The organism is Pseudomonas mohnii, assembly GCF_900105115.1.
GTDB lineage: Bacteria > Pseudomonadota > Gammaproteobacteria > Pseudomonadales > Pseudomonadaceae > Aquipseudomonas > Aquipseudomonas mohnii.
In genome coordinates this window covers 2,246,528-2,266,935 of record NZ_FNRV01000001.1, presented here as the reverse complement: position 1 = coordinate 2,266,935, position 20,408 = coordinate 2,246,528, and the positions used below count along the sequence as shown (strand labels likewise).

Annotated in this window: 17 protein-coding genes; 10 read left to right on the top strand and 7 right to left on the bottom strand. The window is 59.1% G+C overall.

Annotation, left to right across the window (positions count from 1 at the left end; all coding sequences use genetic code 11):
• Nucleotides 1-69: 69 nt before the first annotated feature.
• Nucleotides 70-2,121, bottom strand: coding sequence for a methionine--tRNA ligase (metG, locus tag BLV61_RS10605; protein ID WP_090464767.1), 2,052 nt, complete (start codon nt 2,119-2,121; stop codon nt 70-72).
• A 186-nt stretch (nt 2,122-2,307) separates the two neighbouring features.
• On the opposite strand from metG, the gene apbC reads away from it, so the two are divergent.
• A complete protein-coding gene (gene apbC, locus BLV61_RS10600) occupies nt 2,308-3,402 on the top strand; it encodes an iron-sulfur cluster carrier protein ApbC (protein WP_047532665.1) in 1,095 nt (364 codons plus the stop codon).
• 120 nt (nt 3,403-3,522) lie between these two features.
• Here the strand turns inward: apbC and BLV61_RS10595 are convergent, their stop codons facing one another.
• Complete coding sequence (locus BLV61_RS10595) at nt 3,523-4,281, bottom strand: SDR family oxidoreductase (RefSeq protein WP_047532663.1); 759 nt, start codon at nt 4,279-4,281, stop codon at nt 3,523-3,525.
• A 164-nt stretch (nt 4,282-4,445) separates the two neighbouring features.
• On the opposite strand from BLV61_RS10595, the gene BLV61_RS10590 reads away from it, so the two are divergent.
• The 4 genes from BLV61_RS10590 to groL all read left to right on the top strand — a co-directional run bounded on the left by BLV61_RS10590 (nt 4,446) and on the right by groL (nt 7,956).
• Nucleotides 4,446-5,177: a HugZ family pyridoxamine 5'-phosphate oxidase gene (locus tag BLV61_RS10590; protein WP_047532661.1), complete on the top strand. Its 732-nt coding sequence runs from the start codon at nt 4,446-4,448 to the stop codon at nt 5,175-5,177.
• A 66-nt stretch (nt 5,178-5,243) separates the two neighbouring features.
• Entirely contained in the window at nt 5,244-5,720 is a 477-nt protein-coding gene (locus BLV61_RS10585; protein WP_047532659.1) for an FxsA family protein, read from the top strand.
• Nucleotides 5,721-5,969: 249 nt separating this feature from the next.
• Complete coding sequence (locus BLV61_RS10580) at nt 5,970-6,263, top strand: co-chaperone GroES (RefSeq protein ID WP_047532658.1); 294 nt, start codon at nt 5,970-5,972, stop codon at nt 6,261-6,263.
• A gap of 49 nt (nt 6,264-6,312) precedes the next feature.
• The gene (gene groL, locus BLV61_RS10575) at nt 6,313-7,956 is read left to right on the top strand and encodes a chaperonin GroEL (RefSeq protein WP_047532656.1); all 1,644 of its coding nucleotides are present in this window, start codon (nt 6,313-6,315) and stop codon (nt 7,954-7,956) included.
• Between the two features lie 172 nt (nt 7,957-8,128).
• On the opposite strand, the gene BLV61_RS10570 is transcribed toward groL, so the two are convergent.
• Nucleotides 8,129-8,872, bottom strand: coding sequence for a phosphatase PAP2 family protein (locus BLV61_RS10570; RefSeq protein WP_090464763.1), 744 nt, complete (start codon nt 8,870-8,872; stop codon nt 8,129-8,131).
• A 54-nt stretch (nt 8,873-8,926) separates the two neighbouring features.
• Nucleotides 8,927-10,876 (bottom strand): LTA synthase family protein, encoded by a 1,950-nt coding sequence (locus BLV61_RS10565; RefSeq protein WP_047532653.1) that lies wholly within the window; start codon nt 10,874-10,876, stop codon nt 8,927-8,929.
• Nucleotides 10,877-11,077: 201 nt separating this feature from the next.
• On the opposite strand from BLV61_RS10565, the gene colR reads away from it, so the two are divergent.
• From colR to BLV61_RS10540, 5 genes are all read left to right on the top strand, one after another.
• Nucleotides 11,078-11,761, top strand: coding sequence for a two-component system response regulator ColR (gene colR / locus BLV61_RS10560; RefSeq protein WP_047532651.1), 684 nt, complete (start codon nt 11,078-11,080; stop codon nt 11,759-11,761).
• On the top strand, nt 11,751-13,034 hold the full coding sequence (locus tag BLV61_RS10555) for a sensor histidine kinase (RefSeq protein ID WP_047532649.1): 1,284 nt from the start codon (nt 11,751-11,753) through the stop codon (nt 13,032-13,034). The genes colR and BLV61_RS10555 overlap by 11 nt, the downstream gene beginning before the upstream one ends.
• Before the next feature lie 158 nt (nt 13,035-13,192).
• Nucleotides 13,193-13,864, top strand: a complete 672-nt coding sequence (locus BLV61_RS10550) for a class I SAM-dependent methyltransferase (protein ID WP_047539046.1) — start codon at nt 13,193-13,195, stop codon at nt 13,862-13,864.
• A gap of 4 nt (nt 13,865-13,868) precedes the next feature.
• Nucleotides 13,869-14,582: a lipopolysaccharide kinase InaA family protein gene (locus BLV61_RS10545; RefSeq protein WP_090464759.1), complete on the top strand. Its 714-nt coding sequence runs from the start codon at nt 13,869-13,871 to the stop codon at nt 14,580-14,582.
• Nucleotides 14,583-14,584: 2 nt separating this feature from the next.
• Nucleotides 14,585-14,812: a hypothetical protein gene (locus BLV61_RS10540; protein ID WP_047532645.1), complete on the top strand. Its 228-nt coding sequence runs from the start codon at nt 14,585-14,587 to the stop codon at nt 14,810-14,812.
• A gap of 95 nt (nt 14,813-14,907) precedes the next feature.
• Here BLV61_RS10540 and BLV61_RS10535 read toward each other — a convergent pair whose 3' ends face one another.
• From BLV61_RS10535 to BLV61_RS10525, 3 genes are all read right to left on the bottom strand, one after another.
• Complete coding sequence (locus BLV61_RS10535; RefSeq protein WP_090464756.1) at nt 14,908-17,934, bottom strand: multidrug efflux RND transporter permease subunit; 3,027 nt, start codon at nt 17,932-17,934, stop codon at nt 14,908-14,910.
• 13 nt (nt 17,935-17,947) lie between these two features.
• On the bottom strand, nt 17,948-19,096 hold the full coding sequence (locus BLV61_RS10530; RefSeq protein WP_090464753.1) for an efflux RND transporter periplasmic adaptor subunit: 1,149 nt from the start codon (nt 19,094-19,096) through the stop codon (nt 17,948-17,950).
• A 206-nt stretch (nt 19,097-19,302) separates the two neighbouring features.
• The gene (locus BLV61_RS10525) at nt 19,303-20,400 is read right to left on the bottom strand and encodes a DUF1513 domain-containing protein (RefSeq protein ID WP_090464750.1); all 1,098 of its coding nucleotides are present in this window, start codon (nt 20,398-20,400) and stop codon (nt 19,303-19,305) included.
• Nucleotides 20,401-20,408: the final 8 nt, after the last annotated feature.

Sequence of the window (20,408 nt, the reverse complement as noted above, 5' to 3'; positions counted from 1 at the left end):
GGTGGGCCAGACATGAAAATCCCACAGTCGCGCCAGGCACGACTGTGGGATCGGTTTGCCGCAGTAACCTTACTTGATCCGCTGACCAGGCTTGGCGCCGCTGTCAGGGCTGAGCAGGTAGATTTCTTCGCCACCAGGGCCGGCCGCCATCACCATGCCTTCGGAGATGCCGAACTTCATTTTGCGGGGCTTGAGGTTGGCGATCATCATGGTCAGCCGTCCATCGAGCTTGGACGGGTCCGGGTAAGCGCTCTTGATGCCGGAGAACACGTTGCGTTGCTCGTCACCGATGTCTAGGGTCAGGCGCAACAGCTTGTCGGCCCCTTCCACGTGTTCTGCCTTGACGATCAGGGCGACGCGCAGGTCGACCGCCGCAAAGGTGTCGAACTCGATTTCCGGTGACAGCGGATCCTTGGCCAACTCGCCGTTACCGGTCGTGGCGGCTGCGCCGGTGTCGGTCTGGCTGGCCGTCAGGTCTTCTTTCGATGCATCGGTCATGGCTTGCACTTTGACCGGGTCGATCCGGGTCATCAGCGGCTTGAACTCGTTCAACTGATGGTTGGCGAGCAAGGTCGCATGGTCGTTCCAGGTCAACGGGGCCACGTTGAGGAACGCCTCGGCATCGGCGGCCAGCAGTGGCAACACCGGTTTGAGGAAGATCACCAGTTGGCGGAACAGGTTGACGCCGGTGGCGCAGATAGCCTGCACCTCGTCTTGCTTGCCTTCCTGTTTGTTCAGCGACCACGGTGCCTTGTCAGCGATCCAGGCGTTGGCGCGGTCGGCCAGTCCCATGATTTCGCGCATGGCGCGGGCGAAGTCGCGGGCTTCATAGGCGTCGGCGATGCCTGGCGCGGCGGCCAGGAACGCTTCGGTCAGTTCCGGCGCGGCGTTGGTGTCGACCATCACGCCGGCGTTGCCTTTGTGGATGAAACCGGCGCAACGGCTGGCGATGTTGACGACTTTGCCCACCAGGTCGGAGTTGACCTTTTGCACGAAGTCTTCGAGGTTCAGGTCCAGGTCATCGACGCCACGGCTCAGTTTGGCCGCGTAGTAGTAACGCAGGTATTCCGGCGACAGGTGATCCAGGTAGGTCCGGGCCTTGATGAAGGTGCCGCGGGACTTGGACATTTTCTGGCCGTTGACGGTCAGGTAGCCGTGCACATTGATGCCGGTCGGCTTGCGGTAGCCCGCACCTTCAAGCATCGCGGGCCAGAACAGGGCGTGGAAGTTGACGATGTCCTTGCCGATGAAGTGGTACAGCTCGGCGGTGGAGTCCTTGCCCCAGAACGCGTCGAAGTCCAGCTCCGGCGTACGGCTGCACAGGTTCTTGAAGCTCGCCATGTAGCCGATCGGCGCGTCCAGCCAGACGTAGAAGTATTTGCCCGGCTCGTCGGGGATCTCGAAACCGAAGTACGGCGCATCGCGGGAGATGTCCCACTGTTGCAGGCCCGCGTCCAGCCATTCGGCGATCTTGTTGGCGACAGCGTCTTGAAGGGTCCCGCTGCGGGTCCAGGTTTGCAGCATTTCCTGGAAGTCCGGCAGCTTGAAGAAGAAGTGCTGGGAATCCTTGAGCACAGGAGTGGCGCCGGAAATTGCCGACTTCGGATCTTTCAGGTCGGTCGGTGCGTAGGTCGCGCCGCATTTTTCGCAGTTATCGCCGTACTGGTCTTCGGTGCCGCATTTCGGGCAGGTGCCCTTGATGAAGCGGTCGGCCAGGAACATTTTCTTTTCCGGGTCGAAATACTGGGTGATCGAGCGAGTGGCGATGTGCCCGGCATCACGCAGCTTCAGATAGATCTGGCTCGACAACTCACGGTTTTCTTCGGCGTGAGTGGAGTGGAAATTATCGAAGTTGACCAGGAAGTCGGCAAAGTCGGCGCTGTGTTCAGCCTGGACGTTGGCGATCAGTTGTTCCGGGGTGATGCCTTCCTTTTCCGCGCGCAGCATGATCGCCGAACCGTGGGCGTCGTCGGCGCAGACATAAATGCATTGGTTGCCGCGGTGCTTCTGGAAGCGCACCCACATATCGGTCTGGATGTACTCCAGCATATGGCCAAGGTGAATCGAACCATTGGCATAGGGCAGGGCGCTGGTGACGAGAATCTTGCGTGGCTCGGACATGGGGCTCGGCTACTTGATGAAACGGAGGTCGGCCACTATAAAGCGCCGGCGCATATTTTTCACCCCATGGCTCAGGGGAGTTGTTTTGCAAGCCCCTCGCCGCAGGAAATTTTCCAGCCTCGCCACAAATCTGTGTCCGGCGTAGGATACCCGCCTGATTTTCCAGTCTCGTTATCGGAGTTGCCCATGAGCGCCGTCAATCGCGCAGCGGTGGAAGCCGTCCTTCGCCAGTACACCGACCCTTATCTGAACCAGGACCCGGTCAGCGCCGGATGCGTGCGCAGCGTCGATATTGCGGGCGACCGCGTCAACGTCCAGCTTGAGCTGGGCTACGCCGCCGGTCTGTTCAAGAGTGGCTGGGCGCAACTGTTGCAGATGGCTATCGAAGGCCTGGACGGCGTGACGACCGCGCGTGTCGAGATCACCAGCGTCATAGCCGCGCACAAGGCTCAGGCTCAGATTCCGGGCCTGGCCAACGTCAAGAATGTGGTGGCCGTGGCCTCCGGCAAGGGGGGCGTGGGCAAATCCACCACCGCCGCCAACCTGGCATTGGCCTTGGCTCGCGAAGGGGCCAAGGTGGGCATTCTGGATGCGGACATTTATGGCCCAAGCCAGGGCATCATGTTCGGCATCGCTGAAGGCACCCGGCCGCAGATCAAGGATCAGAAGTGGTTCGTGCCGATCCAGTCCCATGGCGTCGAAGTGATGTCCATGGCGTTCCTGACCGATGACAACACGCCGATGGTCTGGCGCGGGCCGATGGTCTCCGGTGCCTTGTTGCAACTGGTGACACAGACCGCGTGGGGCGACCTGGATTACCTGGTCATCGACATGCCGCCAGGCACCGGTGACATCCAGCTGACCCTGGCGCAGAAAGTCCCTGTGGCCGGTGCGGTGATCGTCACCACGCCACAAGACCTGGCCTTGCTCGACGCGCGCAAGGGCGTGGAAATGTTCCGCAAAGTGAACATTCCGGTGCTCGGCGTGGTGGAAAACATGGCCGTGCACATCTGCTCCAACTGCGGACATGCCGAGCATCTGTTCGGTGAGGGCGGTGGTGTGAAGCTGGCCAACCAGTATGGGGTTGAGCTACTGGCCTCGCTGCCGCTGGCAATGGCCATCCGCGAACAGGCCGACGGTGGAAAGCCAACGGTGATCGCCGAGCCGGACAGCCCGATTGCGCTGGTCTACCAGGAGCTCGCCCGTCATGTCGGCGCGAGGATCGTGTTGCAGGAAGCCGCGACCCCGGCGATGCCGAACATCACTGTCAGCGACGATTGATGACCTGAAGCACGATCCCTTGTAGGAGCGAGCCTGCTCGCGATGGTGTGTCATTCGACACAGTGGTGTCTGACCCACCATCGCGAGCAGGCTCGCTCCTACCGTTGTTTTGCGGTGGCGTTAAATGCGCAACCCGCCATCCATTTCCAGAATCCGGCCGGTGTAATAGTCATTTTCGAAGATGTACGCCGCCGAATGGGCGATCTCTTCCGGTTTGCCCATGCGCTTGAGCGGAATCCCGGAGGTCATTTTCTCCAGTGCTTCAGGTTTCATGCCCAGGGTCATTTCGGTTTCGATGAAACCCGGTGCAATGCCGGCCACACGAATGCCGTAGCGCGCCAGTTCCTTGGCCCAGGTCACGGTCGCCGCCGCAACGCCGGCCTTGGCGGCGGAGTAGTTGGTCTGACCGACGTTGCCGGCGCGGGAAATCGACGAGATATTGATGATCGCGCCGCTGTTCTTCAGCTCGACCATTTTCGCCGCGACTTCACGGGTGCACAGGAACACGCCGGTCAGGTTGACGTCGATGACCGACTGCCATTGGGCCAGGCTCATCTTGGTCATTTCACCGTCCTTGACCTTGAGCAGCAGGCCGTCACGCAGGATCCCGGCGTTATTGATCAGGCCATGGATCGCGCCGAAGTCTTCGGCGACCTGGGCGACCATGTGGGTCACTTGCTCTTCGTTGGCGACGTTACACAGGTAGGCACGGGCCTCGACACCCTTGGCCTTGCAGGCCGCAACGGCGTCGTCGAGCTTTTCCTGGTTCAGATCGACCAGCGCCAGTTTCGCACCCTTGCCGGCGAAATACTCGGCCATGGAACGGCCTAAACCCTGGCAACCGCCAGTGATAATGATTACTTTGTCAGTGAGTTGCATTCGCATGCCCCGGTAGCAGGTCTAGAGTGGTTTCGTTGGCGAGAGCCTCTCGATCGGCGCCTGGCGTGGCCCGGCTGCACATGAGAGCTGCCCTGTTGGCGATCTGGTACTTTCGCCAGGCGCCCGTCCGTTTTTATGACGGATTCTATATAAGGAGTCATAAATTGAGCGTTGAAGCTGCCAAGCATGCCCGAGAGTTGCTGCTCAAGGAATACCGCGGGGTACTCTCCACGCATTCCAAAGCAATGCCCGGTTTTCCGTTCGGCTCCGTGGTTCCGTACTGTCTGGACGCCCAGGGCTGGCCGCTGATCCTGATCAGCCGTATCGCCCAACACACCCATAACCTGCAAAAAGATCCGAAATGTTCGCTCTTTGTCGGAGAACGCGGGGCCGAAGACGTGCAAGCAGTGGGGCGCCTGACTTACCTGGCCGAGGCGCAACAGCTCGAGGACGAGGCAGATATCGAAGCAGCCGCTGAGCGTTACTATCGCTACTTCCCGGAATCGCAGAACTATCATCAGGCCCATGATTTCGATTTCTGGGTGCTCAAGCCTGTGCGCCATCGTTACATCGGCGGTTTTGGCGCCATTCACTGGGTCAACGAACTGACCCTGGCCAATCCTTTTGCCGGCAGGGCCGAAGTGAGCATGGTCGAACACATGAATGCCGATCACGCCAAGGCCATCGCCCATTACGTCGATCTGGCGGGATTACCGAAAACCTCACCGGCGCAGATGGTCGGTATCGATAGCGAAGGCATGCACCTGCGCATTGGCCAGGGGCTTCACTGGTTGCCGTTCCAAGTGCCATGTAATACTCCGACACAAGTTCGCGAAGCCTTGGTTTTCCTGGCTCATGCAGAGCAATGGCCGAAAAATGAAGTGGCTGACGCTTGAATTCACGAAACGGCGACGTCATCTAGGGATTACTGGCAAGGCATTCTTGCGTTGAGGAACCATTTGATGCGCCCTTTTTTGTTGCTCTTTGTACTGCTCCCAGTGTTGGAGTTGTTCGTATTCGTCAAGGTGGCCGGGGCAATCGGTTTTTTCCCGGCCCTGCTTCTGATCATTCTCGGCTCGATGCTCGGCGTGTTCGTGCTGCGGATCGCCGGTCTGGCAACCGCATTGCGTGCCCGTGAAAGCCTGAATCGTGGGGAGCTGCCCGCCCAGACCATGCTCGAAGGCCTGATGTTGGCCCTGGCGGGCGGTCTGTTGATCCTGCCGGGTTTCGTCACCGACGTACTGGGCCTGATCATGCTGCTGCCCGTCTCCCGTCGTCTGCTCGCCAATCAAATGCGCCAGCGCGCCGAGGAGCAAGCGATCCGCCAACGTGCGTTCGCCGATGACCTTCAGTCCCGCGGCGGTCCTGCACCTCGCGAACCGCTGGGGCGGGAGCCCAATGTGATCGAGGGCGAGTTCGAGCATCGCGATACCAAGTAACGCCCATATCGACACGGCACCTTCGGGTGCCGTGTTCGTTTGCGGCGCATCGAGATGAATTTTTTTTCGATCCCCGCTCTTGTAATAAGCTTATGCGCCCTTATGTAACGGTCACCGCAAGGTTTCTGGCGAACATGCCAGACAGACTTCCGCGGTTCGCTCGACGAACCGCACCCGGCACCGCCGGACTTTGTTAAACCCGCCGGGACTACACCGGCCGATGAAAACCACAATTAGGAGAGATCGACAATGAAGCTTCGTCCTCTGCATGACCGCGTCGTCATCCGTCGCAGCGAAGAAGAAAAGAAAACCGCTGGCGGTATCGTCCTGCCAGGCTCGGCTGCTGAAAAAGCCAACAGCGGCGAAATCCTCGCTGTAGGCACCGGCCGCGTACTGGACAACGGTGAAGTGCGTGCACTGGCCGTGAAAGTGGGCGACAAGGTTGTGTTCGGTCCGTACTCCGGCAGCAACACCGTGAAAGTCGACGGCGAAGACCTGCTGGTAATGAGCGAGAACGAGATCCTCGCTGTTATCGAAGGCTGATTCCCCGCTCATTTTCCCGCTACTACAAAGTATTTAAGGAATATCGATCATGGCTGCTAAAGAAGTTAAATTCGGCGATTCCGCCCGCAAGAAAATGCTGACCGGTGTCAACGTCCTGGCTGACGCGGTAAAAGCGACCCTGGGCCCGAAAGGCCGTAACGTGATCATCGAGAAGAGCTTCGGCGCTCCGACCATCACCAAGGATGGCGTTTCCGTAGCCAAAGAAATCGAACTGAAAGACCGTTTCGAAAACATGGGCGCGCAGCTGGTCAAAGACGTTGCCTCCCGTGCCAACGATGACGCGGGCGACGGCACCACCACCGCTACCGTTCTGGCTCAATCGATCGTTAACGAAGGCCTGAAAGCCGTCGCTGCCGGCATGAACCCGATGGACCTGAAACGCGGTATCGACAAAGCGACCATCGCGATCGTCAAAGAACTGAAAGGCCTGTCCAAGCCATGCGCTGACACCAAGGCAATCGCTCAGGTCGGCACCATCTCCGCCAACTCCGACAGCTCCATCGGCGACATCATTGCCGAAGCCATGGAAAAAGTCGGTAAAGAAGGCGTGATCACCGTTGAAGAAGGCTCGGGCCTGGAAAACGAACTGTCGGTTGTAGAAGGCATGCAGTTCGACCGTGGCTACCTGTCCCCGTACTTCGTCAACAAGCCGGAAACCATGACTGCCGAACTCGACGGTCCGCTGATCCTGCTGGTCGACAAGAAAATCTCGAACATCCGCGAAATGCTGCCAGTGCTGGAAGCCGTTGCCAAAGCCGGCCGCCCACTGCTGATCGTGGCCGAAGACGTTGAAGGCGAAGCCCTGGCGACTCTGGTTGTGAACAACATGCGTGGCATCGTTAAAGTCGCAGCCGTCAAGGCTCCAGGCTTCGGCGACCGTCGCAAGGCCATGCTGCAGGACATCGCTGTTCTGACCGGCGGTACCGTGATCTCCGAAGAGATCGGTCTGAGCCTGGAAAGCACTACCCTGGAGCACCTGGGCAACGCCAAGCGCGTCACCCTGTCCAAGGAAAACACCATCATCGTTGACGGTGCTGGCGTACAAGGCGACATCGAAGCACGCATCACCCAGATCCGTGCCCAGGTTGCTGAAACTTCCTCGGACTACGACCGTGAAAAACTGCAAGAGCGTCTGGCCAAGCTGTCCGGCGGCGTAGCAGTGATCAAGGTTGGCGCTGGCTCCGAAGTCGAAATGAAAGAGAAGAAAGCCCGCGTTGAAGACGCCCTGCACGCTACCCGTGCAGCCGTTGAAGAAGGCGTGGTACCTGGCGGCGGCGTGGCACTGGTTCGTGCCCTGCAAGCCATCAGCGAGCTGAAAGGCGACAACGATGACCAGAACGTTGGCATCCAGTTGCTGCGTCGCGCTGTTGAAGCGCCACTGCGTCAGATCGTTGCCAACTCCGGTGACGAGCCAAGCGTTGTGGTCGACAAGGTCAAGCAAGGCTCGGGTAACTTCGGTTACAACGCTGCGACCGGCGAATACGGCGACATGATCGAAATGGGCATCCTGGACCCGGCCAAAGTGACCCGTTCGGCTCTGCAAGCGGCTTCGTCGATTGCCAGCCTGATGATCACTACCGAAGCCATGATCGCCGAGATCAAGGACGACGCACCAGCTGGCGGCGGCATGCCAGACATGGGCGGCATGGGTGGCATGGGCGGCATGATGTAAGCCAGCCTTACCCCGTACGAAAAAACCCCGCCTGCGAAAGCAGGCGGGGTTTTTTATTGGCTTCACGTTGGCGACTCGATAGACCGCGTCGCTACCACCGCGGGCTGGCCGCGGTTGCACAGGTACAGAGCAATCCGGCGTGGGCGCGCGGCGTGCCTGAGATGGCGTCGTTTCAGGCGCCGACAGGTTCTGCGTTTGCTTCGCGTTGCGCTTTCATCGCCGGCCGATAAAGAATGCAGTAATACGACCCCAAACTGATCAGCCAGCAGAAAATCGCCGTCCATACGTTGTGCGAGAAAAAGTGCGCACCCTGCATCATCCGGCCAAGGGAAAACACCGTGCCCAGGGTGAAGGCGAAGATAAACGCGGCACGCGCCATGCGCGGCCGACGGTCGCGCAGTACGAAGAACAGGGCAAACAGTGTGAACCCGGTCGCGGCATGACCGCCGGGCCAGCATCGACCCGGTTTATTGGTGTGCGGGCGAGGGCTCAACAATTCGCTGTAGGTTTCGTGGCCGCCGAACTGCTCAAGACTCCACGGACATTGCACCGCCGTCACCGCTTTCATCGGGGTGACAAACGAGGTCGCCAAACCAAGGGACAGCACCAGGCAACCCAGCTCCCGTTTGAACGGCTTGAGTTTGGCCATGAAGAACGAGCCAATGAAACCGAGGATGGCGAAAACCGAAAACGCGATGACCACTTGCTTGGCGCGGTCATGCAGGATGTTTTCCAGGAAGTAACTGTGCTTGCCGATGAATTCACCGGCTACCGGGTCGTAGAACAGCCTGGCGAGATCCATGTCCAGGGACGTCAGTTCCAGCAATACAAGAGTGATCGCCGCAATGGCGGGAACGCCCAGGCACACCCAGAAATTAAGCGGGCGAGAGGCAGGGCGGACAACGGTTGATGACATGATGGATCCTGAGCAATTGAAAAAGCCCCGGGGCATCAGCCCGGGGCTTTTTGGTTAACGTTCGCCGACTTGACCGGTGCCCTCCATGGGCGCTTTCCAGTCAAGCAGCTGGTGCTTGTAGCCATAACTGGCGGTTTGGTAATAGGTGATTGCCCGGGTGATCAGCGGGTCGGTGGCAGTGGCCCTGGACTCGCGACTCTCGGTCAATGCTTCATCGTGACGCCGCAGGCCCTGACGGGGACTCAGAATGGCCAGGTCCTTGCCGTCGAACAGGCCCAAATGCTGATAATTGCCAACCACTACGCGCGGCGGCAGAGGATTGTCCTGCAGCAGGTTGCGACCAAAGAACGTCGACACATAATCCAGATTCAGCAGCCCCATCAGCGTGGGGGCCAGGTCGATCTGGCTGGCCAGCTGTGCTGTCTCACGGGCTTCAATCAGCTTGGGCGCATAGATGAACAACGGAATCTGATAGTTGCTGATCGGCAAGTCCTCCTTGCCTGCGCTGCCGGCGGTATGGTCGGCGACGAAGATAAAGATTGTATTGTCGAACCAGGGCTTTTTGCGAGCCTGATCGAGGAACTCGCCAATGGCGTAGTCGGTGTATTTAACCGCGCCATCGCGCCCGTTACCGGATTTGATGTCGATCCGATCGTCTGGATAGGTATAAGGGCGATGGTTGGACGTCGTCATCAATTGCAGCAGGAACGGCTGTTGCTTTGCGTGATCCGCGTCCGCCAGCTTGAGCGTTTGTCTGTAGAGATCTTCGTCGGCCATGCCCCAGGCGTTCTTGAAGTGGATCTCCGATTCATCGACGCTGCTCTGGTCCACGATCCGGTAGCCATTGCCACCGAAGAAGGCGTTCATGTTGTCGAAGTAACCGCGTCCGCCGTATACAAATACGCTGTCATAGCCCACGGCTTTGAGTTGCTGACCGAGGCTGGCAAAACCGCTTTCGCGACCCACACGCTTGACGATCGAACGTCCCGGTGTTGGCGGGATCGCCAGGGTAATGGCCTCCAGGCCGCGATCGGTGCGGGTGCCGGTGGCGTAGAAATTGTTGAAGTACAGGCTCTGTTTACGCAAGGCATCGAGGTTCGGGGTCAGATGACGCTCGTCGCCGTTGCTGCCCATGTACTTGGCACTGAAGCTTTCGATGGTGACCAATATGATGTTGGGCTTGCGCGGCGTGCCAGGATTGTCGATGACCCGACGAATGTCTTGTGGATCCTCACCGATGAAGCGGGCGCCGGGTTCGCTCAACTCGGCGCGAATCTGTTGCGCGACAATGGCTGGAGGGCGGGTGGCGTAGAACTGTTGGTAATCCAGTTCATTATTGCGAAAGGCTGCGAAGAACTGATAAGGGCCATTGCTCGCCAGTTCGTTTTGATAGGCGTTGCCACCCTGGGCACGCGGCGCATCCTGGTTGAGCAGTTGTGCGCTCAGACCAGCGACGATCAACAGGCCCAGCGCATTGGCCAGGCGGGTGCGCAGCGGCGGCAACGGTGCGTTCATCGCAGCATTGAAGGGCTTGCGCAATGCGAAGCTCAAGGCAATGGCCAGTACGGCGAGGATGCTCAGCAATGTGCCAATCGGATAGGACTCGAGCAGGTTGTTAAGCACCTCGTCGGAGTACACCAGGTAGTCGACGGCAATGAAGTTGAAGCGCACGCCGAACTCATCCCAGAACAGCCATTCGGCCACCGAGGTAAACAACATGGCGAACAGACTGACGGTCAACAGTCCCTGAAGAAACCAGCGATGGCCACGGCGGCGCCACAATGCTGGCGGGCAGAGCAGCAAATACAACCCCATCGGCAGCACGGCATAGGCAATGAAACCAAGGTCGTAAAGTAGCCCGACACCGAAAACCGAAAGGAAACCACTACCGGCCTCATCAAGGTGAGTCAGCAGCAAAACCATTCGGGTCAGGAAAAAAATGGCCAGCCAAGTGCCGGCAATCAGCTGTAGAAAACGCATGGGCGCCGTCTTTAAAACATCCATTGGCATCATTCCTTATAAGCAATCAGGACCATGCTACTTCAAGAGCGGTCGCGGGCTTGTGAACGGAGGGTGAAAAACTCGTTAATTGGCTGCTTTGGTCGCCTAAGCCGACTCTGCACCCCGCGGCCCTAGCCGTGAGCAGCACTTGGCCTTAAGCTGCGCGGGCCAAGACGGCCGTTACTGTATACGGAGGAGATGCCGATGCGAATTTTATTGGTTGAAGACAACCGCGATATCCTCGCCAATCTGGCTGATTACCTGGGACTCAAGGGTTACACCGTGGATTGTGCGCAGGACGGTTTGTCGGGCCTGCACCTGGCGGCCACCGAACATTACGACTTGATCGTGCTCGACATCATGCTGCCCGGTATTGACGGCTATACCTTGTGCAAACGCCTTCGCGAAGACGCCCGACGCGATACGCCGGTGATCATGCTCACCGCCCGCGATCAACTGGATGACCGGCTGCAAGGCTTCAAGTCCGGTGCCGATGATTACCTGATCAAGCCCTTTGCCCTGTCGGAACTGGCCGCGCGGATCGAGGCGGTCATGCGCCGTACCCAGGGTGGCGGTCGCCGCACCTTGCAGGTCGGCGACTTGAGCTACGACCTCGATACCCTGGAAGTCACCCGCGCAGGTCGCTTGCTCAAGCTCAACCCGGTGGGCCTGAAGTTGCTGGCCGTGCTGATGCAGAAAAGCCCTCATGTGCTGCGTCGGGAAATTCTCGAAGAAGCGCTGTGGGGCGATGACTGCCCAGACAGTGACAGCCTGCGCAGCCACGTTCATCAATTGCGTCAAGTGATCGACAAGCCTTTCGCCAAACCGTTACTGCAGACTGTGCACGGCGTGGGTTACCGCTTGGCCGAGGGCCGTGATGGAGTTTAAGCAGAGCCTTTCCCAGCGCATCATCATTGCCTTCGCGTTGATGAGCGCATTGGTGGCGGGCGCCTTCGCCATGGGCATTATCGCCACCGTGCACCTGGTGGAAGAAAAGCTTATTTCGGCAGGTCTGGGTGGCGACCTGCAACGCCTGTTACTGATGGACAACGTCGAGGAGTGGAGCCATCGCCCTGAACCGGACCAGTTGTTCTATTTCAGTGGCGGGCATGGAGACTTCGAGCTGCCCAAGGATTTGCGACACCTGGACGCGGGATTTCATGAAGTGTTCCGCGAGAATCTGTCCTACCACGCGATGGTCGAAATAGTCGACGGACGGCGCTATGTGCTGTTGCAGGACCAGAGCGACTTCGAAGAGCGCGAGCGGGTCCTGTTTGCCGTGGTGCTGGTGGGCTTCGTGCTCAGCCTGGCGCTGGCGGTTTTTCTCGGCTGGGTGCTGGCGCGCAAGGTAATGGCTCCGGTGGTTCGGTTGGCCCGCCAGGTGCGTCATCGTGACCAGTTGCTCGGGCTGGCGCCACCTCTGGCGCCTGATTATGCCGCCGATGAAGTGGGCGAGCTGGCCGTGGCTTTCGACGCCACCCTCGGACGCTTGCGTCAGGCATTGTCCCGGGAGCGACTGTTTACCAGTGACGTCAGCCACGAACTGCGCACGCCTTTGATGGTGCTGGCCAGTTCCTGCGAATTGCTGTTGGAAAACCCGGGGATCGATCAGCGCGGCCGCGCTCAGGTCGAGCGAATCGCTCGTGCCTGTGAGGAGATGCGCGAGCTGGTTCAGACCTTCTTGATGCTGGCCCGCGCTCAACGCGAAGACGCCAGTATGGCGCCGCAGCAATCCGTTCGTCAGGTGGCCGATGGGCTACTGAATCTTTGGCGAGAGCCGATCGAGGCGAAAGGACTGAGGTTGATCTTCGAACCCGGTAGCTCGCAATCCACCTCTTATAACGCGACCCTGCTGCACGCGGTGATGGGCAACCTGCTGCGTAACGCGCTTCATTACACTGAGCATGGATTCATCCGCTTGACCCTCACGGGCAATGGGTTCCTGGTCGAAGACAGTGGAGTGGGCATCCCCGAAGAAAAGCGCGAAGCGATGTTCGAACCTTTCGTCCGTGGTACCGAAAAACGCGGTGAGGGGTTGGGCCTTGGGCTGTCATTGGTACAACGAATTTGTGAAAACCAGGGCTGGAGCGTCAGCCTGACAACCATGGAACCCAACGGTTGTCGTTTTGAAGTGCAGCTGTATACATCCAATGTGAACTGATTAGCCTGAAGTCGGGCAATTCTTGCCCCTGTCACAGCTTTGTAAAATCTTGAAAAAGTTTTGGCTTGTACATAACTTTTTTTTCACAAAGGCGTAACCTGACACTGACAATTCGCTGCCTAAGGTGGTCGGTATCAGAAGCTCAGGAGACTTTGATGATGGCAGATGGCCCGATCAAACTGGATTTTTCCGAAAAGTACGACGACCAACACGCCCAACGGTACCTGCGCAAGCACAAGGACGGACTTGGCCGCCGGCTGTCCCACTGGCGGGATGAACAATTGGCGCGTAAAGCACTGGCGCTGGTTGGTGAGCCGGGGCTGGTCCTTGATTTACCGTGCGGCGCGGGGCGTTTCTGGCCGTTGCTGGCAGAAAAGCCCAATCGCGTGATCATCGGCGCCGATAACTCCGAGTCCATGTTGAAGATTGCGACGCAGGCGCAACCGGCCGATGTGGTGAAGCGGGTGCAAACCCTGCATACATCTGCATTCGACATCGCTTTGCCTGATAACGCCGTCGACAGCATTTTCTGCATGCGGTTGCTCCATCACATCGGTGAAGCCGAGCATCGACTGACCATCTTGCGTGAATTCGAACGCGTCACCCGTGACAGTGTGATTCTTTCATTGTGGGTGGACGGCAATTTCAAAGCCTGGAAACGCAAGCGCGCGGAGAAAAGCCGCGGGCAGGAAGGTTACCAAAACCGATTTGTATTACCGTCAGCTACAGTAGAAAAAGAATTTGAACAGGCGGGTTTCCGCATTCAGGAACAACTGGACTTTTTACCGCTCTATGCGATGTGGCGGGTCTACGTATTACGCAAGAGGTAATTGAATGGCAGTGCAATGTGCAGCAGAAACGGAAGTCGCTCCCCAGGACCGCTTCGACTATTTCTGGAACCAGCGTGGTGAATGGGTAGAAGAACCCAACGTCCGTCGCGGTGGTGAAAGCGGTGTGCAACGGGTCGTGGGCAGCGATGGTCAGTTGCTGTACGTCAAACGGCAGACCGGGCATATCCATCGCACTTGGTTGCACCCTTTCGGTCGGCCGACAGTGTTGCGCGAGCGTGATGCGCTCATCGGTGTTCGTGAACTTGGCGTTCGTGTTCCTGAAATCATTTTCTGCGGCGCACAGCGCGATCCTGTGCACAAATGGCGCGCGCTGCTGGTTACCAAATCACTGGATGGCTTTGAAGAAATCGAACAATGGTACGCAGGCGGTGGCCGTGAGCGTTACGGCGAGGCGGTGCATGATCGCGTGCTCAAGGATCTGGCCGAGAACCTGGCCCGTATGCACAAAGGCCGCTGGCAGCACAGCTGTATCTATATCAAGCATGTGTTCGTACGCGTGACAGGCGAGGGGGATGCAGCCAAGGTCGAGGTCGCCCTCATTGACCTGGAGAAATGCCGCCAACGCCTCAGCGCCCAGCGCGCGGCGATCCACGACATGAAGCAGTTGCGCCGCCATTCGTCGTTCAACGCGACGGACTGGAACAAACTCGTCTACTTTTACAAGACGGCGTTTGGCAGCGCTATCAAAGGTTTATAGCAATGAAACTCGAAGTCGCGCGAGGTTTGTTTCTGGCAGGGGCCTTGGCGGTTGCTTCACTGGCGGTGGCGGCCTGGGAGGAGCCCCGCACGCAAGTTCTCAGTTCAGCGCACGGTGACGCGCACTGCCCATTGCCACGGGTCGCCAAGGCGTCCGTAGCAACCCAGCCCGATCATGATTTGTTGTTGTTTATGTTCGGGCTCACTCAAGGATTGAAACCGCAAAGTTGAACAGAATGAAGCCCAAATAAAAGGCCTCGCTAATGCGAGGCCTTTTTTTGTGCCTGATTGCTCAACGCTCACTGACACTGAGCGATCGGTATTATTCAAGGTTTGTCGGGTTTAGCCAGCAGTGTGTATACGCAGGGCAATACAAACAATGTGAACAGCGTCCCGATCGACATTCCCGTTGCGATGACGGTACCGATATCAAAGCGGCTAACGGCGCCGGCCCCCGTGGCGATGATCAATGGCACCATGCCGAAGACCATGGCAGCGGTCGTCATCAACACCGGGCGCAGACGAATGGCTGCGGCTTCCTCTACGGCCTCGCGTGGCGTCAGGCCTTTTTCCTTGCGCAACTGGTTGGCGAACTCGACGATCAGGATCCCGTGCTTGCTGATCAGACCGATCAATGTCACCAGGCCGACCTGGGTGTAGATGTTCATGCTCGACCAGCCAAGGAACAGCGGAAGCAACGCGCCACAGATCGACAGCGGCACGGTGACCAGAATCACCAGCGGGTCGCGGAAGCTTTCGAACTGAGCGGCCAGCACCAGGAAAATGATGGCCAGTGCCAAGGCAAAGGTGACCCACAGCGCACTGCCTTCCTGCACGTATTGCCGCGATGCGCCGGCATAGTCGACGGCAAATCCCGCCGGGGCTTCTTCCCGGGCTATCTGGCGTACGGCATCGATGGCCTCGCCCATGCTGACCAGCGGCACCCCGGAAAGAATGGCCGAATTGAGTTGCTGGAACTGGTTCAATTGCCGAGGCCGCGCCCGGTCAGACACAGAGATCAGTGTCGACAGGGCCAGCAGCTCGCCCTTACTGTTCTTGACGTAGTAATGGTTCAGCCAGTCAGGGTTATCACGGAAGGGGCGTTCGACCTGGGCAATGACTTTGTAACTACGACCCTCGATGGTGAACCGGTTGATTTCCGCCTCACCCAGCAAGGTGGCCAGTGTGCCGCCGAGGTCCTGCATCGATACGCCCATCTGGGCCGCCTTGGCACGATCGATATCCACGACGACCTCCGGCTTGTCGAAGGCCAGGTCGACATCGACGAAAGCGAACTTGCCGGACTCCATCGCTCGCTTTTTCACCCGGTCCATCACTTGCAGCAGCAACTCGTAATCGCTGGCGGTGTTGATGACAAACTGGAAGGGCAGGCCCTCGCCAGTGCCTGGGAGGGACGGCAGGTTGAATCCGAAAACCTGCAGTCCGGCAATGCCCGCCAGTTTCGCCTGAACCTCGGGCAAAATTTGCATCTGGGTACGGCTACGCTCGTTCCATGGTTTGAGTAGGAAGCCGCCGACTCCCGATTGCACACCGTTGAAACCGTTGATCTGGAACGAAGAGTAGTACTCGGGAAACGCCTTGAAGATCGTGATGAACTCGTCGGTATAAGCGCTCAGGTAATCAAGGTTGGTCGGTTGCGGGGCGTTGGCCAGCATGAAAATGATGCCCTGGTCTTCATCCGGAGCCAGTTCCGATTTGGTGAACTTGATCAGCACCGGAATCAGGCACAGCACGATCACGGCGAACACCAGCACTACGGGGCGGGTGTTGAGCGTGCCATGCAGCATTTTTTGATAGCGGCGCTTCAGGCCTTCGAAAATCAGATCCAGACGATGGGCCAGGCCGCTGGGGTTTTCGTCGTGGCGCAGCAGGAGGGCGCACATCATCGGTGACAGCGTCAGGGAAACGATGCCGGAAATGACCACCGCGCCGGCCAGGGTCAGGGCGAATTCCTTGAACAATGCTCCGGTGAGACCGGTCAGGAAGCCGATCGGCGCATACACCGCCGCCAGGGTAATGGTCATCGAGACCACCGGCATGGCGATCTCCCGGGCGCCCTCGATGGCCGCGTCGAGCGGCGTCTTGCCTTCCTCGATATGACGGTGAATGTTTTCCACCACAACGATGGCGTCGTCCACCACCAGGCCGATGGCCAATACCATGGCCAGCAAGGTCAGCAGGTTGATCGAGTACCCCATCATCTGCATGAAGAACATGACGCCGATCATCGACAGCGGGATGGTGACGACCGGGATAACCACGGTGCGCAGCGCGCCGAGGAACAGGAACACGACCACGATCACGATGAGCACGGCTTCGAACAGGGTTTTGATCACCTCATTGATTGAGGCCTGAATGAACAGTGTGGCGTCGTAGGCAATTTCACCCTTGAGGTTGGGGGGCAGTTGGGCTTCCAGGTCCGGCATGATCTTGCGCACTTCCTTGATCACGTCGAGCGGGTTGGCGCCGGGTGTCGCCTTGATGCCGATGTACACCGAGGGCGTACCACCGAAAGAGCTGATGCTGTCGTAGTTTTCCGCGCCCATCTCGACCCGCGCCACATCCCGCAACAGCACACGGCTGTCGCCTTCGACCTTGAGCGGGATCGCGGCGAATGCCTCGGCGGATTTGAGTTCGGTGTTGGCGTTGATGCTGGTGACCACGTACTCGCCTTTCACTTCACCGGCGGCGGAGAGAAAGTTGTACTTGCGCACGGCTTCGGTCACGTCGCTGGCGCTCAGACCGTAACCGGCGAGCTTCAGCGGGTCCAGCCACAGGCGCATGGCGAATACCTGGTTGCCGAGTATCTCCGCTTCGGCCATGCCCGGCAGGGTCGCCAGTTTCGGCTGGATGACCCGCGACAGATAGTCGGTAATCTGCGGGTTGCTCAGCTCCTTGCTATAGAAACTGATGTACATCAAGGCCGAGGCGTCAGCCGCCTCCTTGCTCAGGACCGGGTCTTCGGCATCCTGGGGCAAGCGGTTCTTGACCTCATTGGCCTTGGCCAGCAGTTCGGTGAACAGGCGATCGCTGTTCGAGCCGATGCGCGCGTAAATCGAGACCACCGAGAAGTTCTGGCGACTGACCGACGTCATGTAGTCGATGCCCTCGGCGCTGGCCAGGCTCTGTTGCATCGGTTGGGTGATGTAGCCCTGGATGGTCTCGGCGTTAGCCCCTGGATAGGCCGTGGTGACGGTAATCAGGGCATTTTCCATTTGTGGGTACTGGCGCAGCGGCAGCTTGCTCCAGGCCTGAAAGCCCAGCAGTACGATCAACAGGCTGACCACGGTGGCGAGCACCGGGCGGCGGATGAACGGGTCGGTAAAAGCCATGGGGGTTCCTTGATCAGTCAGCGCGCGGCTGACTGTTCTTCTCGGCTAGGGTCTTGTCGTCGCTGATAGCGATGTGCGCACCGTTGTCCAGTTTGATCTGGCCGGCCGTTACCACTTTTTCGCCGTTCTGCACGCCTTTGGTAATCATCACCAGCCCGTCGCGGCGCTCGCCGGTTTCGATGAAACGCCGTTCGGCGATCAGGATCGGCTGGCCCTTGTCGTCTTTTTCCAGGCTGCCGTCTTCGGCCTTTTTCTCTGCCACGACATACAGCGAATTGCCATAGAGCGTGTAGGTGATCGCACTTTCCGGTACGACGATGCGCGACTGCGGGTCAGGCAGCATCACCTGCAGACTGGCGAACATCCCGGGCAGCAACTTGCCGTTCGGGTTGGCCAGGGTCGCGCGGACTTGCATGTTGCGCGTGCTGTTCTCCAGTTTAGGGTTGATCGCACTGATCGTGCCGGGGAAGGTCTGGCCCGGGTAGGCCGCGACAATGACTTCAACCGGCTGGCCGATGGCGATTTTCGGCACGGACTGCTCGGGCACGAAAAAATCGACATACAGGCTGCTGAGGTCCTGCAAGGTGGCGATCATGGTGCCGCTGGCCACGTAGTCGCCGACGTCGACCTGACGAATGCCGATGGTTCCGCTGAACGGTGCCACGATGCTTTTCTTGCCGAGCGCAGCCTTGAGCTGATTGACCGACGCCTTGCTCTTTTTCAGGACTGCCGAGAGTCGATCGAACTCGCCTTTGGAAATGGCCTGGCTGCCCACCAGTTGGCTGCCGCGACCATAATCGAGTTGGGCCAGCCCGAGGTCAGCCTGGGCGGTTTCGAGCAGGGCGCTTTCCACCGCGCTGTCGAGTCGCAGCAGGGGTTGGCCGGCCTTGACCTTCTGCCCTGACTCGAACTGCAAATCGACGACAGTGCCGTCGGTCTCGAGGCTCAGGTCCACGCCCTGTAATGCCTTGAGTGTGCCGACGGTCGGCAGCCGGGCCTGCCATGGCTGTTCGGTGGCCGTGGCCACGGCGACACTGATCGGCGGTTTTGGCGCAGCAAAGCCTTGGATCATCGTGTAGATGGAGAAGGCTTTGTAACCGGCCAGGGCCAGCACGACCAACAGAACAACACCCAACATGATCAGCATGCGGCGACGCAGCATATTTCCAGTTCCTTGGAGAAAATCAGGTGAGACAGTGGCGCACATTACCGCGAGTGGGTGCGTGAATCCAACTGCCACTTTTTCCAGGCGAGCGCAAAACCGGTGGGAGTCGAGCTTGCTCGCGATAGCGGTGCGTCAGTCACTGCAATGGGGAATGCGCAGCCGCCATTGCGAACATGCTCGGCTCCTGCAAAGGCAGGGCGTGTTCAAATCAGATGCAGATGGTTGTCCCAGAGCCCGGCAGGCAGATCCAGCGGTTTTGCAACCAGGTCTGTCTGGCGGCAATCGTAGTACCGGCATCGACCCTGGCCCGAGGTCACGACAAAACCATCGGCCACCGCACCGACCCCTGCGCAATCGGGCAGAGGTGCGTCCAGACGCACTTCGCCGCTGTCCAGGTCCCAGATGAAAAAGCGGTTGCCCCTTGGCGCAGTCAAGGCCACCAGCCGCAAATCACTGTGCACCGCAACGCTGGCGGTGTAATGCCCCATGGCCTGCAGTTGATGCTCAGGCACCGGGAACGCCACGAACGGCTGGCCCGGACGCTTGATCGCCAGCAGCTCCGAGGACTCGTGGGCAGGCCCCATGAATTGCTGGCCGGCCACGATGGTGCCGTCGCTGGCAATCCCCAAGTGACGCACACTGTTCATAGGCTGGGCCAGGGTTTCCTTGCTCAGCAGGGTGCCGTCGCGTTGCATCAGGACCAGGCTGGGCTCCATGGCATCGAGGTTCATGTCGACGCGGCTTTCGGCCTCGGTACGAATCCCGCCATTGGCCACCACCAGGGTTTCACCGTCGGGCATCCACGACACCTGATGCGGGCCCAGGCCATGGGTGGATATCTCGCCGGTATGCACCAGCCGCTCGCCTTCGAACCGATACACACCGAGCAAACCGCGACCGGGATCGGTCGTGTCGTTTTCGGTGGCGTAGAGCCAGTCGCCACTCTTGTGAATCACGGCGTGACCGTAGAAGTGCCGGTTCGGCTGCGATGCCACCGTTTGTAGCAGCGTGCCATCACGCAAGTCGATCAGGTAGCTCTCGGTGCCCGGACGCCGGGCGACGAAAAGCGCCATCGGCAGCGTCGGGTGATTGATGATGTCGTGGCAGCGCTGGCCAACCTGGGTGGCAAACACCCGGGTGCCATCGAGCCGATAACCGACGGCGTAGTGCTTGCCATCGGTATCGTCCCGTGCCGACAGCAGCAGCGGGCTTTTGTCCTTTTGCTTGAACAGCGTCCAGCCGCCCAGTGTCACTGCTCCCAGCAGCAAACTACCCAAAGTCAGAGCCTGACGTCGCAGCATGGCACTCA